The organism is Streptomyces sp. V4I23, assembly GCF_030817975.1.
GTDB lineage: Bacteria > Actinomycetota > Actinomycetes > Streptomycetales > Streptomycetaceae > Streptomyces.
Map to the genome: position 1 here is coordinate 368,604 of NZ_JAUSZW010000004.1, position 21,747 is coordinate 390,350.

20 protein-coding genes and 1 pseudogene are annotated in these 21,747 nt (G+C 72.7%); 9 read left to right on the forward strand and 12 right to left on the reverse strand.

What is annotated here, in order from left to right; all coding sequences use genetic code 11:
• Positions 1-10: 10 nt before the first annotated feature.
• Positions 11-646 (reverse strand): annotated as a pseudogene (locus QFZ82_RS04005) (phosphoribosyltransferase); the annotation flags it as partial.
• A gap of 127 nt (positions 647-773) precedes the next feature.
• Between QFZ82_RS04005 and QFZ82_RS04010 the strand changes: the two are divergent.
• Entirely contained in the window at positions 774-1,886 is a 1,113-nt protein-coding gene (locus QFZ82_RS04010; protein ID WP_307711792.1) for a CapA family protein, read from the forward strand.
• Between the two features lie 148 nt (positions 1,887-2,034).
• Positions 2,035-2,898 carry a class II glutamine amidotransferase gene (locus tag QFZ82_RS04015; protein ID WP_307711793.1) on the forward strand — a complete coding sequence of 288 codons (864 nt, stop codon included), beginning with the start codon at positions 2,035-2,037 and terminating at the stop codon, positions 2,896-2,898.
• A gap of 12 nt (positions 2,899-2,910) precedes the next feature.
• Here QFZ82_RS04015 and QFZ82_RS04020 read toward each other — a convergent pair whose 3' ends face one another.
• Both QFZ82_RS04020 and QFZ82_RS04025 read right to left on the reverse strand, forming a co-directional pair.
• Positions 2,911-4,002, reverse strand: coding sequence for a glutamate--cysteine ligase (locus QFZ82_RS04020; protein ID WP_307711794.1), 1,092 nt, complete (start codon positions 4,000-4,002; stop codon positions 2,911-2,913).
• 470 nt (positions 4,003-4,472) lie between these two features.
• Positions 4,473-4,838: a hypothetical protein gene (locus QFZ82_RS04025; protein ID WP_307711795.1), complete on the reverse strand. Its 366-nt coding sequence runs from the start codon at positions 4,836-4,838 to the stop codon at positions 4,473-4,475.
• Positions 4,839-5,022: 184 nt separating this feature from the next.
• On the opposite strand from QFZ82_RS04025, the gene QFZ82_RS04030 reads away from it, so the two are divergent.
• The gene (locus tag QFZ82_RS04030) at positions 5,023-5,325 is read left to right on the forward strand and encodes a DUF3040 domain-containing protein (protein WP_307711796.1); all 303 of its coding nucleotides are present in this window, start codon (positions 5,023-5,025) and stop codon (positions 5,323-5,325) included.
• Between the two features lie 67 nt (positions 5,326-5,392).
• On the opposite strand, the gene QFZ82_RS04035 is transcribed toward QFZ82_RS04030, so the two are convergent.
• Positions 5,393-5,992 carry a TetR/AcrR family transcriptional regulator gene (locus QFZ82_RS04035; protein ID WP_307711797.1) on the reverse strand — a complete coding sequence of 200 codons (600 nt, stop codon included), beginning with the start codon at positions 5,990-5,992 and terminating at the stop codon, positions 5,393-5,395.
• 120 nt (positions 5,993-6,112) lie between these two features.
• Here QFZ82_RS04035 and QFZ82_RS04040 point away from each other — a divergent pair, with 120 nt between their 5' ends.
• The 3 genes from QFZ82_RS04040 (at position 6,113) to QFZ82_RS04050 (ending at position 9,026) form a co-directional block, all read left to right on the forward strand.
• A complete protein-coding gene (locus tag QFZ82_RS04040) occupies positions 6,113-6,760 on the forward strand; it encodes a peroxiredoxin-like family protein (RefSeq protein WP_307711798.1) in 648 nt (215 codons plus the stop codon).
• Positions 6,761-6,940: 180 nt separating this feature from the next.
• Positions 6,941-8,314 carry a TrkH family potassium uptake protein gene (locus QFZ82_RS04045; RefSeq protein ID WP_307711799.1) on the forward strand — a complete coding sequence of 458 codons (1,374 nt, stop codon included), beginning with the start codon at positions 6,941-6,943 and terminating at the stop codon, positions 8,312-8,314.
• On the forward strand, positions 8,307-9,026 hold the full coding sequence (locus tag QFZ82_RS04050) for a TrkA family potassium uptake protein (RefSeq protein ID WP_307711800.1): 720 nt from the start codon (positions 8,307-8,309) through the stop codon (positions 9,024-9,026). The genes QFZ82_RS04045 and QFZ82_RS04050 overlap by 8 nt, the downstream gene beginning before the upstream one ends.
• 108 nt (positions 9,027-9,134) lie before the next feature.
• Here QFZ82_RS04050 and QFZ82_RS04055 read toward each other — a convergent pair whose 3' ends face one another.
• On the reverse strand, positions 9,135-9,524 hold the full coding sequence (locus tag QFZ82_RS04055; RefSeq protein ID WP_307717611.1) for a DUF2267 domain-containing protein: 390 nt from the start codon (positions 9,522-9,524) through the stop codon (positions 9,135-9,137).
• 112 nt (positions 9,525-9,636) lie between these two features.
• Positions 9,637-10,071 carry an Hsp20/alpha crystallin family protein gene (locus tag QFZ82_RS04060; protein ID WP_307711801.1) on the reverse strand — a complete coding sequence of 145 codons (435 nt, stop codon included), beginning with the start codon at positions 10,069-10,071 and terminating at the stop codon, positions 9,637-9,639.
• A 127-nt stretch (positions 10,072-10,198) separates the two neighbouring features.
• Between QFZ82_RS04060 and QFZ82_RS04065 the strand changes: the two genes are divergently transcribed.
• Positions 10,199-10,867 (forward strand): type III effector protein, encoded by a 669-nt coding sequence (locus tag QFZ82_RS04065; RefSeq protein WP_307711802.1) that lies wholly within the window; start codon positions 10,199-10,201, stop codon positions 10,865-10,867.
• Positions 10,868-11,055: 188 nt separating this feature from the next.
• Here the strand turns inward: QFZ82_RS04065 and QFZ82_RS04070 are convergent, their stop codons facing one another.
• Complete coding sequence (locus QFZ82_RS04070) at positions 11,056-11,724, reverse strand: dienelactone hydrolase family protein (RefSeq protein ID WP_307711803.1); 669 nt, start codon at positions 11,722-11,724, stop codon at positions 11,056-11,058.
• A 181-nt stretch (positions 11,725-11,905) separates the two neighbouring features.
• On the opposite strand from QFZ82_RS04070, the gene QFZ82_RS04075 reads away from it, so the two are divergent.
• Positions 11,906-12,190, forward strand: coding sequence for a hypothetical protein (locus QFZ82_RS04075; RefSeq protein ID WP_307711804.1), 285 nt, complete (start codon positions 11,906-11,908; stop codon positions 12,188-12,190).
• A gap of 6 nt (positions 12,191-12,196) precedes the next feature.
• Here the strand turns inward: QFZ82_RS04075 and QFZ82_RS04080 are convergent, their stop codons facing one another.
• From QFZ82_RS04080 to QFZ82_RS04100, 5 genes are all read right to left on the reverse strand, one after another.
• Complete coding sequence (locus QFZ82_RS04080; RefSeq protein WP_307711805.1) at positions 12,197-14,116, reverse strand: DUF2264 domain-containing protein; 1,920 nt, start codon at positions 14,114-14,116, stop codon at positions 12,197-12,199.
• Between the two features lie 29 nt (positions 14,117-14,145).
• Complete coding sequence (locus QFZ82_RS04085) at positions 14,146-16,572, reverse strand: polysaccharide lyase 8 family protein (protein ID WP_307711806.1); 2,427 nt, start codon at positions 16,570-16,572, stop codon at positions 14,146-14,148.
• 38 nt (positions 16,573-16,610) lie between these two features.
• A complete protein-coding gene (locus QFZ82_RS04090; RefSeq protein WP_307711807.1) occupies positions 16,611-17,951 on the reverse strand; it encodes a M60 family metallopeptidase in 1,341 nt (446 codons plus the stop codon).
• Between the two features lie 189 nt (positions 17,952-18,140).
• Positions 18,141-19,235, reverse strand: coding sequence for a LacI family DNA-binding transcriptional regulator (locus QFZ82_RS04095; protein WP_307717612.1), 1,095 nt, complete (start codon positions 19,233-19,235; stop codon positions 18,141-18,143).
• 62 nt (positions 19,236-19,297) lie between these two features.
• Positions 19,298-20,284, reverse strand: coding sequence for a hydroxyacid dehydrogenase (locus QFZ82_RS04100; protein WP_307711808.1), 987 nt, complete (start codon positions 20,282-20,284; stop codon positions 19,298-19,300).
• 340 nt (positions 20,285-20,624) lie between these two features.
• On the opposite strand from QFZ82_RS04100, the gene QFZ82_RS04105 reads away from it, so the two are divergent.
• Complete coding sequence (locus QFZ82_RS04105; RefSeq protein ID WP_307711809.1) at positions 20,625-21,623, forward strand: sugar ABC transporter permease; 999 nt, start codon at positions 20,625-20,627, stop codon at positions 21,621-21,623.
• Positions 21,624-21,747 lie beyond the last annotated feature (124 nt).

Sequence of the window (21,747 nt, forward strand, 5' to 3'; positions counted from 1 at the left end):
AGCCGGCCGTGCGCGCGGCGGCCTCCTCCAGGCAGCGCACGACCTCGCTGTCGTCGGTCTGCGTGAAGTCGGCGTAGAACTGGCCGATCGCGAAGAACTCGCGCGGTGTGCCCAGGCAGATCAGGTCGTCCGCCTCGTCGCCGAGCCGCATCGTCCAGTCCTCGGGTGCCACCGGGACCGCCAGCACGATCCGGGCGGCTCCCCTGGCGCGGGCGATCCGGCAGGCGGCCCGGGCGGTGGATCCCGTGGCGACCCCGTCGTCGACCAGCACGACGGTGCGGCCCTCGACCGGCAGCGGCGGCCGATGCCCGCGGTAGCGCCGGGCGCGTTCCTCGAGCACCGCCCGCTCGCGCGCCTCGACCTGCTCCAGTTCCTCCGGGGTGACGCGGGCGCCCCGCACGATGTCGTCGTTGACGACGCGGACGCCGCCCTCACCGAGCGCGCCCATGCCGAGCTCCGGCTGGTAGGGCACTCCCAGCTTGCGCACGAGGCACACGTCCAGCGGCGCGTCCAGGGTCCGGGCGACCTCCGCCGCGACCGGTATCCCTCCCCTGGGCAGCCCCAGCACCACCGGCTTGTCCTGCTCGAAGCCCCTCATCCGGGCGGCCAGTCGGCGTCCCGCGTCGAGGCGATCCACGAAGAACACGATCGGCCTCCTCTGTCGCTGGCAGCGGCCGGCCCCCTTGCCATTCTCGTCCCCGTCGAGGCTCCCCGCCGCCGGAGGTCCGCCCGGCCCCGGACGACGCCGTGGCGAGCGGGCTACCGTGGAGGTCATGGACGGTGACCTCGTCACCCTGTTCCTCAGCGGCGACGTCATGCTCGGCCGCGGCGTCGACCAGATCCTTCCGCACCCCGGTGATCCGGCTCTGTCCGAGCCGTACGTGCGGGACGCCCGCGGCTACGTCGAGCTGGCCGAGGCGGTGAACGGTGCGATTCCCCGCCCGGTCCCGTTCTCCTGGCCCTGGGGCGAGGCGCTGCCACTGCTCGACGCCGCCGCGCCCGACGTGCGGCTGGTGAACCTCGAGACCTCCGTCACCCGCAGCGGCGACGCCGCGTCCGGCAAGGAGGTCCTCTACCGGATGCATCCGGCCAATCTGCCCTGCCTGTCGGCCGCCCGCCCCGATGTGTGCGCCCTCGCCAACAACCACGTCCTGGACTACGGCCGCCTCGGGCTGGAGGAGACGCTGGCGAGCCTGGCGGCCGCGGGCCTGCGCACGGCCGGCGCCGGCCGGGACCTCGACGCCGCCCGGCGGTGCGCATCCGTCCCCGTGCCGGGCGGCGGTCGGGTGGTCGTCGTCTCCCTCGGCCTGGAGTGCAGCGGTGTCCCGCCGAGCTGGGCCGCCACCGCGCGGCGCAGCGGGGTCCACTTCGCGGCCGGTCCTTCGCCTGCCGTCGCGGAGGACGTGACGGCCCTGCTGCGCCGGGCGAAACGGCCGGGCGACGTGACGGTCGTCTCCGTCCACATGGGCTCCAACTGGGGCTACCGCGTGCCCGGCGAGCAGGTCCGCTTCGCCCACGCGCTCGTCGACGGCGGCGCGGACGTCGTGCACGGGCACTCCTCGCACCATCCCCGGCCCGTCGAGGTCTACCGCGGCAGGCTGGTCCTCTACGGCTGCGGCGATCTGATCAACGACTACGAGGGCATCACCGGCTACGAGCGGTACCGGGACGACCTGCGGCTGCTCCTCGTCGCCTCCGTCGAGTCCGGCACCGGCCGCTTCCACGAGCTGCGCATCACGCCACTGCAGGCGCGGCGCATGCGGCTGACGCACGCCTCGGACTCCGACTGCCGCGGTGTGCACGAGGTCCTGAGCCGGATCGGCGACGGCCTCGGCACCGGTATGCGGGCCGAGCCGGACGGCTCGATCACGGTCCGGCCGTCGTGAGCACGGTGCGTCGCGCCGCGGTCCCGCATGGCGATCACGCAGTGCGACGCGTGATGATGGAGCTGCCTGCCCACGGGCTCCGGTCGCGCCAGGACGCCCGAAGCGACGCGAGTCCCGCGTTCCGGGGACGGAGAGGGGAAGGGCCCAGATGTGCCGATGGCTTGCCTACTCGGGAACCCCGGTGCTCCTCGACTCCCTTCTGTACCGCCCCGCCCACTCCCTGATCGACCAGAGCCTGCACTCCAAGATGGGCGTCGAGACGACGAACGGCGACGGCTTCGGCATCGGCTGGTACACCCCGGGCATCGACACCCCGGCCGTGGTCCGCGACACCGGCCCCGCGTGGAACAACCGCAATCTGCGCGAGATCTCCGCCCACGTCCGCTCGCACCTGTTCTTCGCGCACATCCGGGCGTCCACCGGTTCGGCCATCCAGCAGACGAACTGCCACCCCTTCCGGCACGGGCGCTGGCTGTGGATGCACAACGGCGCGATCACCGACTTCCACCGGCTGCGCCGGGACCTGTGCCTGCTCATCGACCCGTCGTTGTTCGCCGACATCGAAGGGTCGACCGACTCCGAGGTCATGTTCTTCCTGGCGCTCACCTTCGGCCTGGACCAGGATCCGCCGACCGCCGTCGCGCGGATGGCGGGGCACGTGGAGAGCCTCGGCCACCGGCACGGCGTGGACTTCCCGCTCCAGATGACGGTGGCCGTCACCGACGGGGAGAACCTGTGGGCCTTCCGCTACTCCAGCGAGCGCCGCTCGCGTTCCCTGTACTACAGCGCCGAGGTGGGGACGCTGCGGGCCCTGCACCCGGATCTGGAGTTCCTGGAGGGGCTGTCCGACGAGACCCGTCTCGTCGTGTCCGAGCCGCTCAGCGGTCTGCCCGGCGCCTGGAACAAGGTCCCCGAGTCGAGTTACGGCCTCGTGCGCGGCGGCCCGGACTTCATGCAGCCGTTCGTGCCGATGCCGAACGGGGGCACACCCGCGGCACGCGCCCTGCGCTGACCGCACGGCGCGTCACGCACAGGTCCGGCGTACGCATGCGGCGACCGTCTTCCGCAGGCTCCCGGTGCGGGCCAGCATCTCCCGCTGGGCCTGTGCTCCGGTGCCGTTCTTGAGCACGGCCGCCAGGCTGTCCTGCGCGTGCAGCAGGTCGCCGGTGTCCTCCAGGGCGTCCCGCACATGGTCGAACAGGGCGTGGACCACCGTTTCGGCGGGCGCCGGGCGCATGGTGGCCGGGTGGACCAGCTGCTCCTCCAGGCCGGAGCGGCCTGCGCGCCACGCGGCCAGCCGGAGCAGACCCACGCTGTGGCGGGAGGGCGGCACACCGGCCTGCCACTCGCGTGCGGCGGTCTCCACCAGGCCACGTACGAGCGTGGCCACCAGCACCGTCGCGGCGGGGTCGAGGCACACGTCCGCGACGCGAACCTCGACGGTGGGGTAGTTGCGCGAGAGCCGCGCGTCGAAATAGATCATCCCCAGGTCGCGCAGCACCCCGGTGCCGACCATGGCCCCCACATGCTCGTGGTACCGGTCGGCGGATCCGAAGATCTCCACGGGCCCGGCCGACGGCCACCGTCCCCACACCCGGCTGCGGTAACTGCTGTACCCGCTGTCCCGCCCCTGCCAGAACGGGGAGTTGGCGCTCAGCGCGAGCAGGACGGACAGCCATGGCCGGATCCGGTCCAGGACGGCGACGCCCTCCTCGTCGGAGGCCACCGACACGTGCACGTGGCAGCCGCAGGTGAGCTGTTCCTGGGCGGTCAGCCCGTACTGCTCCTGCATCCACCGGTACCGCTCCCCCGCCGCGATGACGGGATCGACGGGGAGCGGGGAGGTCGCCAGGGCGGCGACGCCCGCCCCCAGCTTCTCCGCCCGGCGCATGGCCTCGGCGCGCCATCGGATGATCTCGTACGCCAGAGCGCCCATGTCCGTCTGGGGTCTGGTGGCGAATTCGAGCTGCTGGCACTGCAGCTCCGCCTCGAAGGCGTCCTCCTCGCCGGCCGCCGAGCAGGCGCCGGCCGCCAGCACGGCCTGCGAAAGCGCCCGTGGTTCACCGGAGGCGGCGTCCACGAGAAGGAGTTCCTCCTCGACTCCGACACTGCGCACGATCACTGCCCTTCTGGCAGGCGGCACTCGACCCGCCGCTCGGAGCGGCGCGGGGCCACACCGCCCTCACCGCGGCGTGTCCGGTGTAATCCCTTTGCCCTCAAAATCGCGCCTGATGCCCCTGGCGGGGGTGCCGGTACGGACGCGTGGCGGTCCGCCGCCAGGATTCCGGTCCGCCCCCCCGTGATGCCGGTCGAGCGCCGTGGACGGCCCGTCACCATGCCCGGCGACGGGCCATCGCGGGGACGCCGGTCCGCACGGACGCGACAGAGACGTCCGCCGAGCCGATGGCGCCGGGCCGAGGACGTCCGGCAGGGACGCATGGCGGACGACGCCCGACGGCGCATGTCCGCAGGACGTTGCTGTGGCCGGGCCCCGCGGTCGGCTGAGCGACAGGCCTGGCGGTCGACGCCCGTGTCCGCAGGACGTCGTCGTGGCCGGGCCCGCGGTCGGCTGAGCGGGACGGCCGCTCACTCCTCGTCCATGTCGTCGAACCCCTCCGCCCGCAGCGCGAGCTCCCGCAGGACGTCGGCTGAGCTGATCTCCTGCCGGCCCGAGTCGTGCACCTCGGCCAGCGTCACGAAGGCGACGGTGAATGCTCCGGCGAGCTGCTGGACCGCCTCCCCGAGCTCCCGGCCGACGATGGCGGCGATCTCCTCGACGGTCGCGTCGGCGGGCACCTGGACGCTCGGCAGCGTCTCGTTCAGGAGGGCGGTGACGACATCCGCCTCGTCGTTGATGTCGTCACGTTCCACGTCCTCCTCCAGGAGGCGCTGCCACTCGGAGGCCTGGGTGAGGATGCCGATCACATGCCGGAGTACGTCGCTCTGCCGCATGGCCGGAGCATAGGCGCCTCTCCCGGCCGCTGCCTCGGCTCAGCGGGGCCCGGCCGCAGGCAGGCGGGCCGCGGCGCGGGTAATCTCGGGAACTGGAGCACCATCCGCGGTCGCGGCCCGCACATCGGGCCGACGACCCCCTGCCGGTCTTCCCGCTACCGCTCCGAAGAACCAGGTGGTCGGAATGAATCCTCCGATGGACGACCGCCGCGCCCTCGCGGAGATCGAACGCTTCCTCGTCCGGGACGACCCCGAGCTCGCCTCCCGCATGGACGCGCTGAACGGGCAGTTCGCCGAGGTGCGGAGCGAGCCGCGCGAGAGACCCCACCGGCACGACTGGCGGTGGGTGGTGGCGGTCGTCGTCGCTGTGGTGGCCCTGTTGGGCATGATCCTCACCGCGGTTCTCATGGCGCCGCCGGCATCCCGGAACAGCGAGACCCCACCACCGATCGGTCGCGCGCCGGCTGTCTCCGTGCCCGCGCGGTAAGGGGCCGCCGGAAGCGGCCCGGCGCACGGCCCCGTGCGGCTGCCCGGTCATCGCGCCGAGGCGCCGGTCAGTGGTCCGGCTGCCGGGCCATCGCGCCGAGCGCGGCGGACACGGTGCGCTTCAGGGCGGCGGGGTCGGCGCCTGCCCGGGAGCGCACGTTCACCCCGTAGGCGAGCAGGGCGAGAGCGTCGGCCGCGGCGGCGGTGTCCGTGTGGGGAGAGAGTTCGCCGCGCGCCTCCGCCCTGGTGAGCGCCGCCTCCAGAGCGTCCCGGAGCAGCTGGTGCTGCCGGTCGAGGAGCGCGCGGACCTCGGGGTCTTCGGGCCCTGCCCCGGCATGCGCATTGACCATCATGCAGCCCCATCGTGCGTACTCCCCGGAGCAGCGGACCTCGATCAGGTCGGCGAAGAAGTCGCAGACGGCGGGCAGGCCGCGGCCGTCCTCCGCGACGCGCCGGAATGCCGACTCGGACCACTGCTGCATGTAGCGGCGCAGCGCAGCGAGATACAGGTCCTGCTTGCCTCCGAAGGTGGCGTACAGGCTGGAACGGTTGAGCCCGGTGGCGTTCACGACGTCCTGGACTCCGGTCGCGGCGACGCCCTGGCGCCAGAAGAGCCGCATCGCGGCCTCGAGTGCCGCCTCCGGATCGAAGTGCTTGATGTCCGGCATGCTCCGCCCGCCAATCAACTTGGACCGTCGATTCCAAGATAGCGGGCCGAACCGCTGACAGGAGTCATGTACCCGGCTATCTTGGAACGACCGTTTCAAGTTCCAGGAGGACAAGGCCAGATGAGTCTCCACGCCGAGCTGCGCACCTTCTTCGAGACCCGCTACCCCGAACTCCCCGCCGCGGCCAGGGAGGTCATGGAGCGGGCGGGCGACCACCTCGCCCGGTCCGGACAGGCCGACCGCGCCCTGGCCGTCGGAGCGCGGGCGCCCCGCTTCGACCTGCCCGCGGTGGCGGGCGGGACCGTGGCCCTGGACGACCTGGTCGCACAGGGCCCGGTCGTCCTCACCTTCTACCGCGGTGCCTGGTGCCCGTACTGCAACATCGCCCTGCGGGCCCTGCAGCGGCACAACGACGACATCGCCGCGCGCGGAGCCCGGCTGGTGGCCGTGTCGCCACAGGTTCCGGACGAGTCGCTCTCGCTGAGCGAGAAGCACGCGCTCACCTTCGACGTGCTCAGCGATGTCGGGTCCGGCACGGCGAAGGAATACGGTCTCGCGTTCGACCTGTCCGACGAACTCGGCGCCCTCTACGATTCGTTCGGATTCGAACTGCAGCGCGTGAACGGCGGGCACCCGCGCACGCTGCCGCTCCCGGCGACGTACGTGATCGACCGCGCCGGCGTCGTCCGCTGGGCCTTCGTCAGCACGGACTACACCACACGCGCCGAACCGGCCGACATCCTCGCCGCCCTGGACTCGCTGGGCTGAGACGGCCATGTGGGCCCGTGCGGTCCCCGGCACGGGACCGCACGGGGCGACAGCGCGTGACACCCCGCATACACGGACGTTCCGGACAGGGCACCGGCGCTAGGGTGAGCAGCCGGTGCCCGGCGTCGTGCTGCCGGCGTGAGGGCCGTCCGGTGACATATGCGGCGGAAGGGCCGGGAGATGTCGGTACGCGCGCCCCACCTGATGCGCTCCCTGTTCGTGGTCCACCCGGCCCGCGTGGTGGTGCTGGGGTTCGCCGTCGTCGTGGTGCTGGGCACGCTGCTGCTGATGCTGCCCGCCGCCGCCGAGGACGGTCGCGCGACCAGCGTGCTGACCGCCCTGTTCATGTCGACCTCCGCCGTCTGCGTGACCGGACTCGCCGTGGTCGACACGGGGACCTACTGGAGCGGGTTCGGCGAGGGGGTGATCCTCGCGCTGATCCAAGTCGGCGGTTTCGGCATCATGACCATGGCCTCCCTCCTCGCCCTGCTGGTCTCGGGGCGGCTGCGGCTGCGCATGCAGCTGACGGCACAGGCCGAGACGAAGAGCCTGGGCATCGGTGACGTGCGCCGCGTCCTCGTCGGCGTCGCGTGCACCACCCTCATCGTCGAAGTCGCGGTGAGCGTGATCCTCACACTGCGCTTCCGCTACGGATACGGCTCCGGTTTCGGCGAGGCGGCGTACCTCGGCTACTTCCACGCGGTGTCCGCCTTCAACAACGCCGGGTTCGCGCTGCACGCCGACAGCCTGACGCGCTACGCGCAGGACCCCTGGGTGACCCTGCCGATCGCGGCCGCCGTGATCCTCGGCGGCATCGGGTTCCCCGTCCTGCTGGAAACGCTGCGACACCGGAACCGGGCGCGCACGACCGGCCGCCGGAACTGGACGCTGCACACCAAGCTCACCGTCATCACCACCGTGCTCCTGCTGATCGCCGGGACGGTGCTGACCTGCCTGCTGGAATGGACCAACAGCCGGACGCTGGGCCCGCACGACACCGCGGGCAAGCTCCTGAACGCCTTCTTCCACTCGGCGATGAGCCGGACCGCCGGGTTCAACTCCCTCGACATGGGGAGCCTGCACTCCTCGACGCTGCTGACGACGTGTGTGCTGATGTTCATCGGCGGCGGCAGCGCGGGCACCGCGGGAGGCATCAAGGTGACCACGTTCGCGGTTCTGGCCGCCGCGATCCTCGCCGAGGTGCGCGGCGAGCCGCACTCGGTGATCCTGGGGCGCCGCCTGGGCCCGCATGTGCTGCGCCAGGCCCTGACGGTGGCCCTGCTGGGCGTGGGACTGGTGATGGCGGCGACCCTCGCGCTGCTCTCGGTCAGCCCGGCCTCCCTCGACGCGGTGCTCTTCGAGGCCGTATCCGCCTTCGCCACGGTCGGGCTCACCACGGGCATCACCGCGGACCTGCCCGCCCTGGGCCAACTGATCCTGATCGGGCTGATGTTCGTGGGCAGGATCGGCCCCATCACCCTCGTCTCGGCGCTCGCCCTGCGCGAGCGGACACGTCGGTACCAACTGCCGGAGGAGCGACCCGTCATTGGCTGACCACCTGCACCCCCTGAGGAAGCGCCGCCGCAGGCGCCCGGCCGTCCAGCAAGGTCAGGCGGGCGATCAACGGGTCGCCGTCATCGGCCTCGGCCGCTTCGGCAGCTCGCTGGCCAACGAACTCATGCGGCGGGGCTGGGACGTCCTGGGCATCGACAACGACGCCCGCCTCGTCCAGAGGTACAGCGACACCCTCACCCACGCCGCGGTCGCCGACTCGACCGACCCGGAGGCGCTGCGTCAGCTCGGAGTGGACGAGTTCACCAGCGCCGTCGTCGCCATCGGCAACGACATCGAGGCGAGCATCCTGGTGAGCTCCAACCTCCTGGAGGCCGGCGTGCCCAACATCTGGGCCAAGGCCGTCAGCCGCCAGCACGGCCAGATTCTGGAACGCCTCGGCGTCCCCCATGTGGTGCTGCCCGAGCACGACATGGGCGAGCGGGTCGCGCACCTGGTCACCGGCCGGATGCTCGACTTCATCCAGTTCGACGACGACTACGCGCTCGTCAAGACCGTCGCTCCCGGCGTCGCCACCGGCATGCCGCTCGGCAGGTCGCGGGTGCGCAGCCAGTACGGCGTCACGGTCGTCGGCATCAAGCGTGCGGGGCAGGACTTCACGTACGCCACCGCGGAGACGGTCGTCGAGCCGGGCGACATCCTCGTCGTCACCGGCAGAACCCATGCGGTGGAGTCCTTCACGGAACTCGCCTGACGCGAGGCGTCCCGGACGCGACGCGCGGACGGCTGCGGTGGTGCCCGCGCCGTCCGCGGCTCAACTCCGTGGTCCGGTCCGGTCGCCGCGCCTGCCTCCGGCGGGCCCTCAGGTGGTCTGGGGCCGGCCGAAGAGCAGGTCGTAGCCGGGTGGGAGCTGGAGCAGCACCCGGCGCATGAGCTCGTCACCGGCCGCGTCGGCCACCACACTGAGGACAGCGCTCGTGTCCCACGTGGCCGTCTCCTCGGTGGCCCCGTCGATCCACGCCGCCGTGGCCCGGACGAACCGCTCGGGGCCCAGCGGTTCGGCGGCACGCAGGGGATTGAGGAGGATCAGGGCGTACGTCTCCGGCAGGCGGGCGGCCAGTTCGTTCCTCTCCTCGCCCACCAGGTGCGCGCCCAGCAGCGCGAGGACCACACGGGCCGCCCGTTCCGCCTCGGACCTCGTGGGGTACTCGCCGCGCTCCTGGACCGCTTCCAGAAACGCTTCCCATCGCATGTGCACCACCGCTGTCCCCTTTCCGGCGCGGCACGGCGCGGAGCGGAGGGCGGGGCCGGGGAGGGGGAGATCACGACGCCCCGTCCTCCGCCGCTCTGCCGACGAGGTGGCCTCAGTCGCCGATCTGCTTGCGTGTGTCCGCGCCGCCGATCGCGATCTTCCGGGGCTTGGCCCGCTCGGCGATCGGGATGCGCAGCGTCAGCACACCGGCGTCGTAGTCGGCCCTGATGTTCTCGGTGTCCAGGGTATCCGCGAGCATGACCTGCCGGGAGAAGACGCCCAGCGGACGCTCCGAGAGCTCCATCTGCACGTCGTCCGCCTTCTGGACCGGCCGCCGCTCCGCCTTGACCGTCAGCATGTGCCGCTCGACGTCGATGTCGATCGCGTCGGAGGAGACACCGGGCAGGTCGAAGGCGATGACGTATTCGTCGCCCTCCCGGTAGGCGTCCATCGGCATGGCCGACGGCCTGGACCAGGTGCCGGACGTTCCCAGAAGCTGCTGGGTGAGCCGGTCCAGCTCACGGAAGGGGTCAGTGCGCATCAACATCGTGAAACACCTCCAGTCGTACCAGGGGATGGGCCAATGCGCTTCACCTATGCCCTGTTGTAACATGTCATCCAAAGGATGACAAGAAAGACGTCATCGAAAGGGTGACACCCCGGAGGAGAGCACCGTGTCCGAAGCCGACCGGCCGAACAGGCCCGCCCCCGCTTCCTTCCTCGCCGCCGCCTCCGCGCTCGGCGTCATCGACCAGGCCGTCCGTACCGCCCACGACTCACCGGACGGCGACAGCGGCGACGCCGACGCGACGAGCGCGGAGCAGGCCCTCGCCGCGCTCCTGCTCCTTCGCGAGGTGCGCAGCCGGCTCGCAGGCTGGGAGCCGTCGCTCATCGAGGCGGCCCGGGACGCGGGAGCCAGCTGGGCCGACCTCGCCCAGCCGCTGGGCGTCACGAGCCGCCAGGCGGCGGAGCGGCGCTATCTGCGTCTGCGGCCCGGCGCCGACGGGAGCACCGGCGAGCAGCGCGTGAAGGCCACCCGCGACCGCCGCGCCGCGAACCGCTCGGTGACCGCCTGGGCCCGGGACAACGCGGCGGACCTGCGTCAGCTCGCGGGGCAGATCACGGCCCTCACCGACCTTCCCGGCAAGGCACGGACTCCGGTCGCCCTGCTCGCCCGCGCGCTCGCGGACAACGACGCCGCGAATCTGGTCGGCCCTCTGGCCGACACCCGCCCGCATCTGGGCCAGGGCCACCGCGACCTCGCCGCCCGGATCGACGGCATCACCCGCCAGACCGACCGGCTCCGCCGGGACAGCGACGAGCAGCGCCGCACCACCTCCTGACGGACCGGCGCGTCCGCGGGCGCGAGCCCGGCAGGGACTCCTCGGACAACCGCCGGCCCATGAGCACGCACCCTTGCCCGGCGACGCACGACGGGACGTACGCGCGCCACGAGTCGCAGTGGATGGACTGAGTCCCGCGTGAGCACCGGGGACCGGGCGCGCCGGCCGTCACACCGGCGCCCCCGGTGTCACTGCCACGCGTCCTCCGACCCGTAGCCGCCGGGCCTGAGGAACCAGTCGCACGAGACCTCGGCCACCTCCTCCAGCGCGCCGGGCTCCTCGAAGAGGTGCGTGGCGCCCGGCACCACATGCACCCGGTGCGGCGTGCGCAGTTGCCCGGCCGCGTCCCGGTTCATGCGCAGCACCTCCCTGTCGTCACCGCCGACGATCAGCAGCACCGGCGCCTGCACCCGGCCCAGGGCGTCGCCGGCCAGGTCGGGGCGGCCGCCGCGGGAGACCACCGACTGCACGCGGCCGGGCCGCTCCGCCGCCGCGACGAGGGCCGCCGCCGCACCCGTGCTCGCACCGAACAGGCCCACGGGCAGGTCGGCGGCGTCGGGGTGCGCCCCCAGCCAGTCGACCGCGGCGACCAGACGCCGGGCCAGCAGACCGATGTCGAAGCGGTGCTCGGCGGTCACCGCGTCCACCCGCTCCTCCTCCTCGGTGAGCAGGTCCATCAGCAGGGTCCCCAGGCCTGCGTTCCGCAGGGCCGCCGCCACCGCTTTGTTGCGCGGGCTGTGCCGGGAGCTTCCGCTGCCGTGCGCGAAGAGCACCATGCCCCGGGCCTGCGGAGGAATCGCCAGGTCACCGGCGATCGCCGAACCGTCGGCAGGAACAGTAACCGCTTTGGAGATCACCGCCACCGTCTCCCTCCAGCTGTCCTTCCGGGTACGGGTAGCCCTCGGGCCGCACGGTATGCGGCCCGCTTGGACGGAGCGTGCGGGCCCATGGACTTGTGCGGGAGCACCTTGACGCAGCGCGCTGCCCGCGGCCCGTGACCGGGCCGGGCCGCTGCGCCCGTGGCTGCACGGCGAGCATGTGCTCCTCGGACAGTCCCTCCAGTGGCTCACCGACGGGCGCGAGAAGTACGCGTGGATGTCGCGGGACTGGCACGAGCAGCTGTTCGACCTGACGGAGGATCCGCGCGAGGTGCACGACCTGTCGGCGGATCCGGCGGCGGCCGGCCGCCTCGCCGTGTGGCGGGAGCGGCTGGCGGCCGCTCCCGCCGGCAGGCCGGAGGGGTTCGTGTCGTCCGGGAAGCTGGTGGCGGGGCGCCGGGTGGACCCGGTCCTGCCGGGGCTGCGCGACGCGGTCACCGCATAGGAGCCGTCACTCCGCCGCCTCCCAGCGCAGCACCGTGCCGTCGACCAGCCGGATGACGACGGTGCCGTCAGCGGCCTCGACCGAGGCGGACGCGCGCAGGGCCTCGGGGTGGACGGTGTCCCCGGACAGGGCGATGAGCGAGACGTAGCAGCCCGGAGCGTGAAAGGACGTGGTCAGGCAGGGTGTCGCCGAGTGGGGGCCGTACGCGTTCGCCTCGACCTGGCGCGAGACGCCGCTGTCGCCCTCCTCCCAGCCGTGCAGGCCGATCACTGCGCTGGTCAGTCCGTCCGCCGTACGGGCCAGGGCCCAGCCGGGCCCGGTGCGGGCCTGCGGGGGCAACTCGTGGGCGACCGCGTAGCCGCCCTCGCGCACGCTCACGCCCTGCGGGAGCGGACCGGACGGGGCCTGGACGTGATGGACGCGGAACTCCCACGGGCCGTGCGGCAGTGAGGCGGTGGTGACCCTGAACGGCGCCTCGTACCCGGGGACGTCGGCCTCGTGCCAGGACGACGCCCGGCGGGTCTCGCACACGAGCGGGTGAATGCGGCGACGGCGTGACGGCGTACCGTCCGGTGCCGCGAGGAGGGCGAGGTGGCCGTCGGTGTTCCGGGTCCAGGCCTGGGGTGCGCTGTCGGGGGCCGTGGCGGTCGAGTAGGCGAACTTGGCGTAGTGCGGGTCGTCCTCGCCGCGTCCGTCCGGGCCGTTGTGGTCGCTGCCGTGGTTGACGAGCCGGATGATGCCGTCGTGGCGGGTGCCGTGCAGCAGCCAGCCCGGTGCCGGAAGCGCGGTGTACTGGTCCGACTCCTCGACGGGCAGGGGCAGTTCGCGTGCGGTCCACACGGGATGCTCGGCGGGCAGCAGCAGGCCGAGAAAGCCCTTGCTCGCCCAGTATGGCGACGCGGGACCGGAGTACGGCTGCGTCGCGGGCAGGAACGTGTCGTACCAGCCGAGCGGCAGCAGTCCCCGCTCGTCCGGCACACCGCGCTCGGCGAAGTGCCGGACAGCGCCCGAGGCGAGACGGCGGGTCAGGCCCGGTGCCAGCGGCGTGCAGTCGGCCAGGGCGCCCGTCCACAGCGGGGCGACGGCCGCGAACCGGTAGGTCAGGGAGCGCCCCTGGTGCACCGGAGCCCCGTCGGCGCCGAAGAAGTGCGGGTAGGAGGCGAGGAAGGCGGCGAGCCGCTCCCGGTAGACCTCGGCGCGTCCCCCGTCCGCGCCGTCGGTGGCGGCGGCGATCCGGGCCCACAGCAGCGGGTACAGGTGCATCGCCCAGCCCGCGTAGTAGTCGAAGTTGCGGCCGTCGCCGTCCGTGTACCAGCCGTCGCCGACGTACCAGTCCTCGATCCGGTCGAGGCCGCCATCGATGTCCTCCTTGCGGTACGGCGCGCCCACCGACGCGAGGAACTGCTCGGACACCACCTGGAACAGGCGCCAGTTGTTGTCCCAGGTGCGGGCCCCGGCGAAACCGGAGAACCAGTCCACGACCCGCTCCCGGACCGCGGTGTCCAGCCGGTCCCAGATCCAGGGGCGGGTCTCGTGCAGGGCGACCGCGATCGAGGCCGCCTCCACCATCTGCTGGGAGCAGTCCGTCAGTTCCGGCCAGGACTCCCCGCTCGCGCGGTCCGTTCCGGACGCGAGACCGGTCGCGTACCGCTCGATCAGGGCCTCAACCCCCACCCCGCCGGCGCCGGCGATCCGGCACGCGGCGAGGAGGAAGGTCCGGGCGTACCCCTCCAGCCCGTCCGACACCACACCCGACCAGCTGGCCCGGCCGGGCAGCCGGTACTGGGCCAGACCGGGTGTGGCGTACGGGGCGACCCCGTCGAGCAGCCGGTCGGCGACCGCCTCCCAGTGGGCGCGCGTCCACCCCGTGCGCGGGGACAGGACGCGGTCGGTCGGGGGCAGCTGCACATGCGGGGCGACGGGCATGAAGGGGATCTCCTGGGTGTCCGGGCGTGTCAGATCAGTTCGGCGTGGTGGGTGTGGCCGCGCGAGCCGCCGACGGCGACGGTGATGCGGGGGCTGCGCCCCGGAACGACCGTCACCGTGTCGTCGGCCCGGACCACGGAGGTCACCGGGAACGGCAGTCCGATCGTGACACGGGCCGCGGAGCGGCCGGGGTCGGCGACCGCGACCGAGATGCCCTCGTCCCTGCGCCGCACGAGCACGGACGCCGGCCCGTCGCTGGTGATCCCGGCGGCCGACCCGGCCTCCCAGAAGTGCGCCGCCGTCAGCCCGTCCCGCCGGACCTCGACGGCCTGGACCGCGGCGGAGTTGGCCGCGATCCGGACCGGACGGGACGCCGACCACGCGGCGGTCGCGGCGGGCGAGGCACCGGGCAGCAGGACGTACGCGTATCCGGCTCCGGCAGGCGAGGTCCCGTGGTCGAGCCAGAGAGTCAGGTAGCGACGGGTGACGGGCGTGGTGCTGCCGCCGGTGTCGGCACCGGTGTTGATGTCCCGCCAGGTTCCGGTGCGCTCCTCCCGCAGGGCGTTCAGGGCGGTGCCGCCGGGGAAGACATAGCCGCCGACGCCGTCGAGGTGGGCCCAGTCCGCCCGGTCGAAGCGCCGGTGCCAGTCCTGCGCGCGCGGCTGCTCGACGCCGTCGACCAGCAGCCCGTTGACGCCGCCCGCGTGCAGGTTGCGGTTCTCGACGACGGTCTCGACCGTGCGGCCGTCGCTCGCGGTGATTGCGGAGCCGAGCGCGATCACCGCGTTGTCGAGGAAGACCCACGCCTTCCTGGCGCGCAGGGTGCTTCCCGGCGCCGAGATCAGCTCCATGGCCGAGACGCCGAAGCGGTCCTCCAGCGCGGCTCCGCCTGCGACCAGGTTGGTGGGCCGGTACAGGCTCGTGCCCGCTCCGGTGCCGGCGTCGGTGCGCGGCCGGGTGTCCACCGTGATGCCGGGCAGCCGGTACGGGTCCACGGTCGGCCAGTAGGCGTCGCCGAACTGGCCGAGGTCGTCCTCGCTGTACAGGTACGTCATGCCGTCGCCGGTGTACCAGCCGTGCAGGTTCTCGCCGTTGCCCGCCTCGTAGCCCGCGATGCGCCGGGACGAGAGCGAGAGCGTGTACGCCCAGCGGGGGCGGCGGTGCACCACGCGGTCCATGTCGGCGAAGACCAGGTGGCCGGTGGCCCGGTCGGCGGGGCGTACGCCGCCGTCGGCGAGCAGGGCCTTGGCGCGGGCGAGCTGCGCGACACCGGCGGTGGCCGTGTAGGGGGTGGTGCGGTTGCGTCCGAGCCATCCCTTCACCGTGGCACGCCAGCTGCTCGCGTAGGCGGCGGGCGCTCCCTCCGCCAGCAGCAGGACGGCGGAGACGACGGCCGCGCCGTCGTGGTGGTCGGCGGCCCGCTCGCGCGAAATCGCGCGCCCGCGCAGGGCGTCCATCATCAGTCCGTCGAACATCACGGGGGTGAAGGTCCGGTGCACCGCCTCGTACATCACCGAGACCTTCGGGTCGGTGACGGCCCACGGGGAGCCGGCGAGCAGGGCGATCATGCCGGCGGCGCCGCTGAGCAGGACTCCCCCGTACGTGCCCGTGTAGGCGACCGCGCCGTGCTGGACGAACGAGCCGTCCTCGTAGAACCCGTCGCCCGACGTCACATAGGTGAAGAGGCTGTTGCGGCCGGAGTCCCTGGTGTCGGAGAGGCCGTCGCGGGCGAGGGCCACCTTGGCGGAGTCCCTGCCGAGCAGCCCGCGCAGGGCGACGATGACACACTTGTCGGCGCGGTTGGCGCCGGTCTCCGAGAGGGAGGGGCTGTTGGTGCGGCGGTCCGGGTTCGGGACGAAGCGGTCGACCGTCCCCAGATAGAGCGCCAGGTCTGCGGCCGGCAGCACCGACCGCAGCAGTACGCAGCAGTCCATGAGGGCGCGCGGTGAGCCGATCTCCCAGAACCACCAGTTCCCGGTCTCCCTCGCCGCCGCGTTGTAGGCGCGGTCGTGCAGGAGGCGCAGGGCGGCGACGAGTGCGGCGGAGACCTCGGCCGAACCGGCGAGCGAGGTGCCGGGCGTGGCCCACGCGGTGGCGAGGGTGCGAAGGCGGGTGTAGCTCTGGCCGAAGTTGCCGGGCGCGGTGACGGGGGAAAGGTCCGCCCACAGCGCGGTCCGGTCCGCTGAGCGGTCCAGCCGTGTCCACAGGTCCGTGGCCATGGTGTCCAGGCGGGCGATCGCGGCGGCGAAGTCGGCGTCCGCGGCATCGACCTGACCGCCGGTCAGGAACTCGGCGGCGCGGCCGGTGAGCGTGTCGTAGGGGTCGCCGGCGGCAGCGGTGGCGGCGGTGCCCGCGGCGTGGGCGGCCCCGGCTCCGCTGACGACGGGGACGAGGGCGGCGGCCGCGCCGGCCGCGAGGAGGGAGCGTCTGCCCAGGTGCGTGTGTGTCGGGTTCACTGTGGTGGTCGTCCTTCGAACGGTAGCGGCCGGTGCTGTCAGTCGGTGAGGGTGCCGGGGTCCACGGGCGGCTGCGGCAGGCCGAGGGCCGCCAGTTCCGCCTGTCCCGTCGCGTCGATCGGGAAGGCCCAGGTGCGGACGAAGAAGTCCGTCAGGTCGTATCCGGCGACGCGGCTGGAGTACGTCGCGAGCGCCCGGTAGCGCTTGGCGGTCTCGGTCCAGTGGGACTGCGGGTTCTCCTCGCGCACCAGCTTGTGCAGTCTGGGCCAGAAGTCGTCGCCGAAGGCGAGTTCGAGCTGGCGCAGCGGCACGAGCTTCTCGTAGGCGCCGAAGGACTTCTCGTACGCGAGACCGGCGGTGCCGAACTTCCGCTGCGCCGACTGGAAGTGGTTCAGCCCGGTCGCGGGGTCGACGGTCAGGAGGTTCGACGGCCGGCCGAGGGTCCGCTGCGCGGCCAGGGAGTAGATGTTGACGGTGACCTCGGTCAGGCCGCCCGGCTTGTACGCCATCTGCTGGTGGAGGTGGCCGAGCTCGTGGTAGAAGCCCCAGCCGCGGGTACGCAGGCCCTCCACGGTGGTCGCGCGGTCGAGGTAGGCGCGCGGGAAGCCGTTGTAGCCGTGGGTGGCGTACGCACCCACGCCCGAGGGCACCTTGCTGACCTCGGTGAAGTGGTACGGGCCCGCTTTGCGGCGGTGGACCGGCTTCGATCCGTCCAGGCCGCTGATGCGGGCGTGCGAGTCGACGATGGTCTCGACGAGTTCGAGGAGGGCGGCGTGGTCCTCGTTCCGGTACTGGAGGGCGCCTTCCCGGGTCAGCGTCATGATGGTGTGGGGCGCGTGGAGTTCGACCCAGGGGACGTCGGTGCGGGTGTCGAGCTGCTGCTGGTACTCGGCCTCGGTCGTACGGCCCAGGGAGAAGACGGGCATCGGGAGGGCGCCGCCGCGGAACTGCACCGCCGCCTGCTCGCCCCGGCCGGCGAGGGTGAGGTAGACGGGTCCGCCGTGGGGGTCGGTCACGGTGTTGGCGCCGGGCCGCAGGAGATGGCCGCGCGGCTCGGTGACGGTGCCGTAGTAGTCCCACGCGCCGATCCACAGGGTCGGCACCAGATCGTCGTACGGGAGCACGTTGAGGGTGAGCGGGGTGCCGGGCGGCGCGTAGAGCCCGGTCGCCTGGAACTCGCTGCCGCGCAGGGCCTGTCCGAGCCGGAGCCGTTCGTCCTCGGCCGAGGGGCGGGCGGTCACGGTGACGGTGCGCGCAGAGTGCGGACGGGCCGCGGCCAGGCCGGCACCGGCGCCGAGCAGGGTGGCGGCACCGGCGCCGGCGAGGGCGGCGAGCGCGGTGCGGCGGCCGATCCCGTGCGGGGTTTCGGGACTTCGCATCGTGGGACTCCCTTGGGGCGGGCGAGGGACAGGGGAAGCGGCGCTGGGGATCCCTCCCACGGCCGCCAGGCCGCAGGGGGACTCGCGCATCATGTAAGCGCTTGCTATCGAGCGCAAGAGGCTGGGCCGGGTTTCTGCCCGTTACTTGTCGTTTCCTGGGCTGCGACCCCTACGAGCCGCAGTAAGCGCTCACGCTCCGGCGGTCGGCCGCGGCCTGGGAGCGACGGAGTCGCGGACCACGATGTGCGTGCCGAGGCGCACGGTTCCCGTCGCCGGCTCACGCCAGTCGTCGTCACCACCGTCGCCGAGGGCGAGCCGCACGGCCTGCCGGCCCATCTCCTCCAGCGGCACGTGCACGGTCGTCAGGCGGGGCCGCAGTTCCTGGGCCACGGGGACGTCGTCGTACCCGACGAGCGAGATGTCCTGCGGCACCCTCAGCCCGGCCTCTTCCAGCGCCTGGGCCGCGCCGGCCGCGACGATGTCGTTGGCCGCGAAGATCGCCGTGAACTCGAGTCCGTCCCGCAGCAGTTCGGCGGTCCGGCGCATCCCGAAGGCCCGGCTGAACGCCCCCGGCTGCTCCAGCTCCGGATCGGGGGTGACGCCGCGAAGGGCGAGCGCCCGCCGGTGCCCAGCGAGCCGGTCGAGCGTCGTGGAGAGCCCCGGCGGGCCGCCCAGGTACAGGATGCGCTCGTGCCCCTGCGTCAGCAGGTGGTCGGTGATCGCGAAGGCGCCGCCCTCGTTGTCGTACTCCACGGAGACCGTCGGCACGTCGTCGCCCAGCGGAGGCCTGCCGCACAGCACCAATTTGGAGTCGTCGCTGTCCAGCTCCCGGGCCCGCCGGGCGAGTTCCGCCGTGTACGCGCGGTCGGCGACGCTGCCGCCCACCACGATGACCGCGTCGGCCCGCCGCTCGTGCATCAGCTCGACGAAGGCGAGCTCGCGCTGCGGGTCGCCCTGGGTGCAGCAGACCAGGCAGAGCCGGTCCCCCCGGGTCGCCTCACGCTCCACGCCGCGCGCGATGTACGCGTAGAACGGGTCGACGACATCGTTGACGATGATGCCGACCGTACGGCCGGACACCCCCGCCAGCGCTCGGGCGTGGGCATTGACCACGTAGCCGAGTTCGCGCATGGCGGCCTCGACGCGCTCGCGCGTGGCGGCGGCGACCGGGTAGTTGCGGTTCAGCACCCGCGAGACCGTCGCCGTGGACACGCCCGCGCGCCGTGCCACGTCCATGACGGTGGCGCGGCGCTGCGCGTCGGTGCCCGTGCTGTGCCGGCGCATCCGGCCCACCCCCTTCGAGACGTCCTGTGCCGCAGAGCCTATGGCGGCCGGTGGGGGGCCGGTCATGCGAGACGCTCCAAGTCGGCGGCCAGGACCGGGTGGTTGAAGGGCAGCCCCCGGGCGAAGCGGGCCAGTTCGTCGACCGCCAGGGTGCCGAGGCGGCCCATCTCGTTGCCCTGGGCGCCGGCGAGATGGGGGGTGAGGAAGACGTTGGGCAGGTCCCACAGCGGATGCCCGGCGTCGAGCGGCTCCGGATCGGTCACGTCGAGCACCGCGTCGAGGCGGCCGCTGACGAGATGGGCGGTGAGGGCCTCGGTGTCGACCAGCGGCCCGCGCGCGGTGTTGACGAGCAGGGTGCCGGGCCGCATCAGTGCGATGCGCCGCGCGTCGAGCAGGTGCCGGGTCGCGGGAGTGTCCGGTGCGTGCACGGTCACCACGTCGCTGGTGGCCGCGAGGGCGTCCAGTTCGACCAGGGTCACGCCCAGCTCCTCGGCCTCCGCCGTGTCGACGTACGGATCGTGGAGAAGGACCTCGGCGTCGAGCAGGCGCAGCAGTTCGATGACCCGGCGCCCGGTCCGGGAGGCGCCGACGACCCCGATCGTCAGGCCGCGGGTGCCCAGCCAGTGCTGGCCGTCCAGGTCGGCCGCGGTGCGGTGGGTGCGGCGGGTACGGAAGGCGTGGGCGAGGGAGAAGGCCCGTTTGGCTCCGAGGACGATCGCCGCCAGGGTGAACTCCGCGACCGGAAGGGCGTTCGCGGCCGCGGCCGACGAGACCGTGATCCCGCGCTCGTAGGCCAGCGGCGACAGAAACGTCTTCACGGTGCCCGCCGCGTGGATGACCGCGCGCAGCGAAGACGCCCGCTCCAGCACGGACGCGTCGATGGGCGGGCAGCCCCAGCCGGTGAGCATCACCTCGCTGCGGGCGAGCGCATCCGAGGCGCCCGGGGAGGCGAACTCGCTGATGGCGCAGGGCGTCTGCAGGTCGGCTGTCTCCTCGAGCCGCGCCCGGGCGTCCGGCGGGAAGACGTCGTCGACCAGTCCGGGGCTCATGACCAGTACGGTGCGCGGCCGCCGGGTCGGCGGGGCGGCCGTGTCCGTACCGGAAAGAGCCAGTGCCTCGTCAGTGGTGTGCACCCTGCCTCCGGACAGTAAACGCGTTCTATGGTGGGACTGAAAGCTAGGGAGTCGTCGGACCGGCCGTCAAGCGATGAGGGACGCCAACCGCCGGTGACGGCCCCAAGTTGTCTGCATTTGGCACTGATTGAGCCGCGTGACGGCCCGCGCCCGTACCCACCGGTTTCCCTCTCATCTATTGACGCTTTGGGTAACCGCTTACTAGCTTGCGGGCGCAGAAGGCCCGCCAGGCGCCACCGGCCGAACAGGACGCACCATGGCTGACACCGCACCACCCGTGCCGCTGGAGAGGCGGCGAGACACGGCCGCAGTTGCCGCGCGCCCCTCCCCCGGGCGCCGGCCGACCCTCTGGCAGCGGATCAAACGGGACAAGGTGATGCTGCTGCTCACCCTGCCCGGCCTGCTGTACTTCGTCGTCTTCCACTACGTGCCGCTGCTCGGCTACATGGTGGCTTTCCAGGACTACCAGCCGTATCTCGGCTACATGCACAGCGTCTGGGTCGGCTTCGACAACTTCGCCACCGCTTTCGCCGAGCCGGCCTTCTGGTCGGCGGTCGCCAACACCCTGCAGATCGCCGTCGTCCAGCTGGTCTTCTTCTTCCCCGTGCCGATCGCCCTGGCACTGCTGCTCAACAGCATCGTGAGCGACCGCATCCGCCGCTTCGTGCAGAGCGTGGTGTACCTGCCGCACTTCATCGGCTGGGTCATCATCGTCTCGATCTTCCAGCAGGTCCTCGGCGGCGCAGGCCTGCTCCCCGACGTGCTCGGCGGCCTGGGGCTCCCCCGCTACGACATGATGAGCGACCCCGACGCGTTCCCGTGGCTGCTCACTCTCCAGATGATCTGGAAGGACGCCGGCTGGGGGACCATCATCATCCTCGCGGCGCTGCTCACCATCGACCGGCAGCAGTACGAGGCGGCCGCCATCGACGGGGCGGGACCCGCTCGCCGCCTGTGGCACGTCACGCTGCCCGGCCTCGCCCCCGTCGTCATCCTGCTGCTGATCCTCAACCTGGGCCAGATCCTGTCCGTCGGCTTCGAACAGATCCTGCTCCAGCGTGACGCGGTCGGCCCGGCCGCCGGCGAGGTCCTCGACACCTACGTCTACTACCACGGCATCAAGGACAACGACTGGGGAGTCTCCGCGGCCGTCGGCCTGGTCAAGGCCGTGATCGGCACCGCACTCGTCCTGGGCGCCAACAAGTTCGCCCACCGCCTCGGCCACGAAGGGGTGTACCGCGGTGCTGACCGCTGACAACGCGTCCGAGAACGCGTCCGCCACGACTCGCTCGGCCACGGCCCGACCCGCCGGCGCGCGGCGCGCGGCGCCTCCGCAGCCGACAACCCCGCTGGCCGCGGCGGCCGGCAGGCCGAGGAGA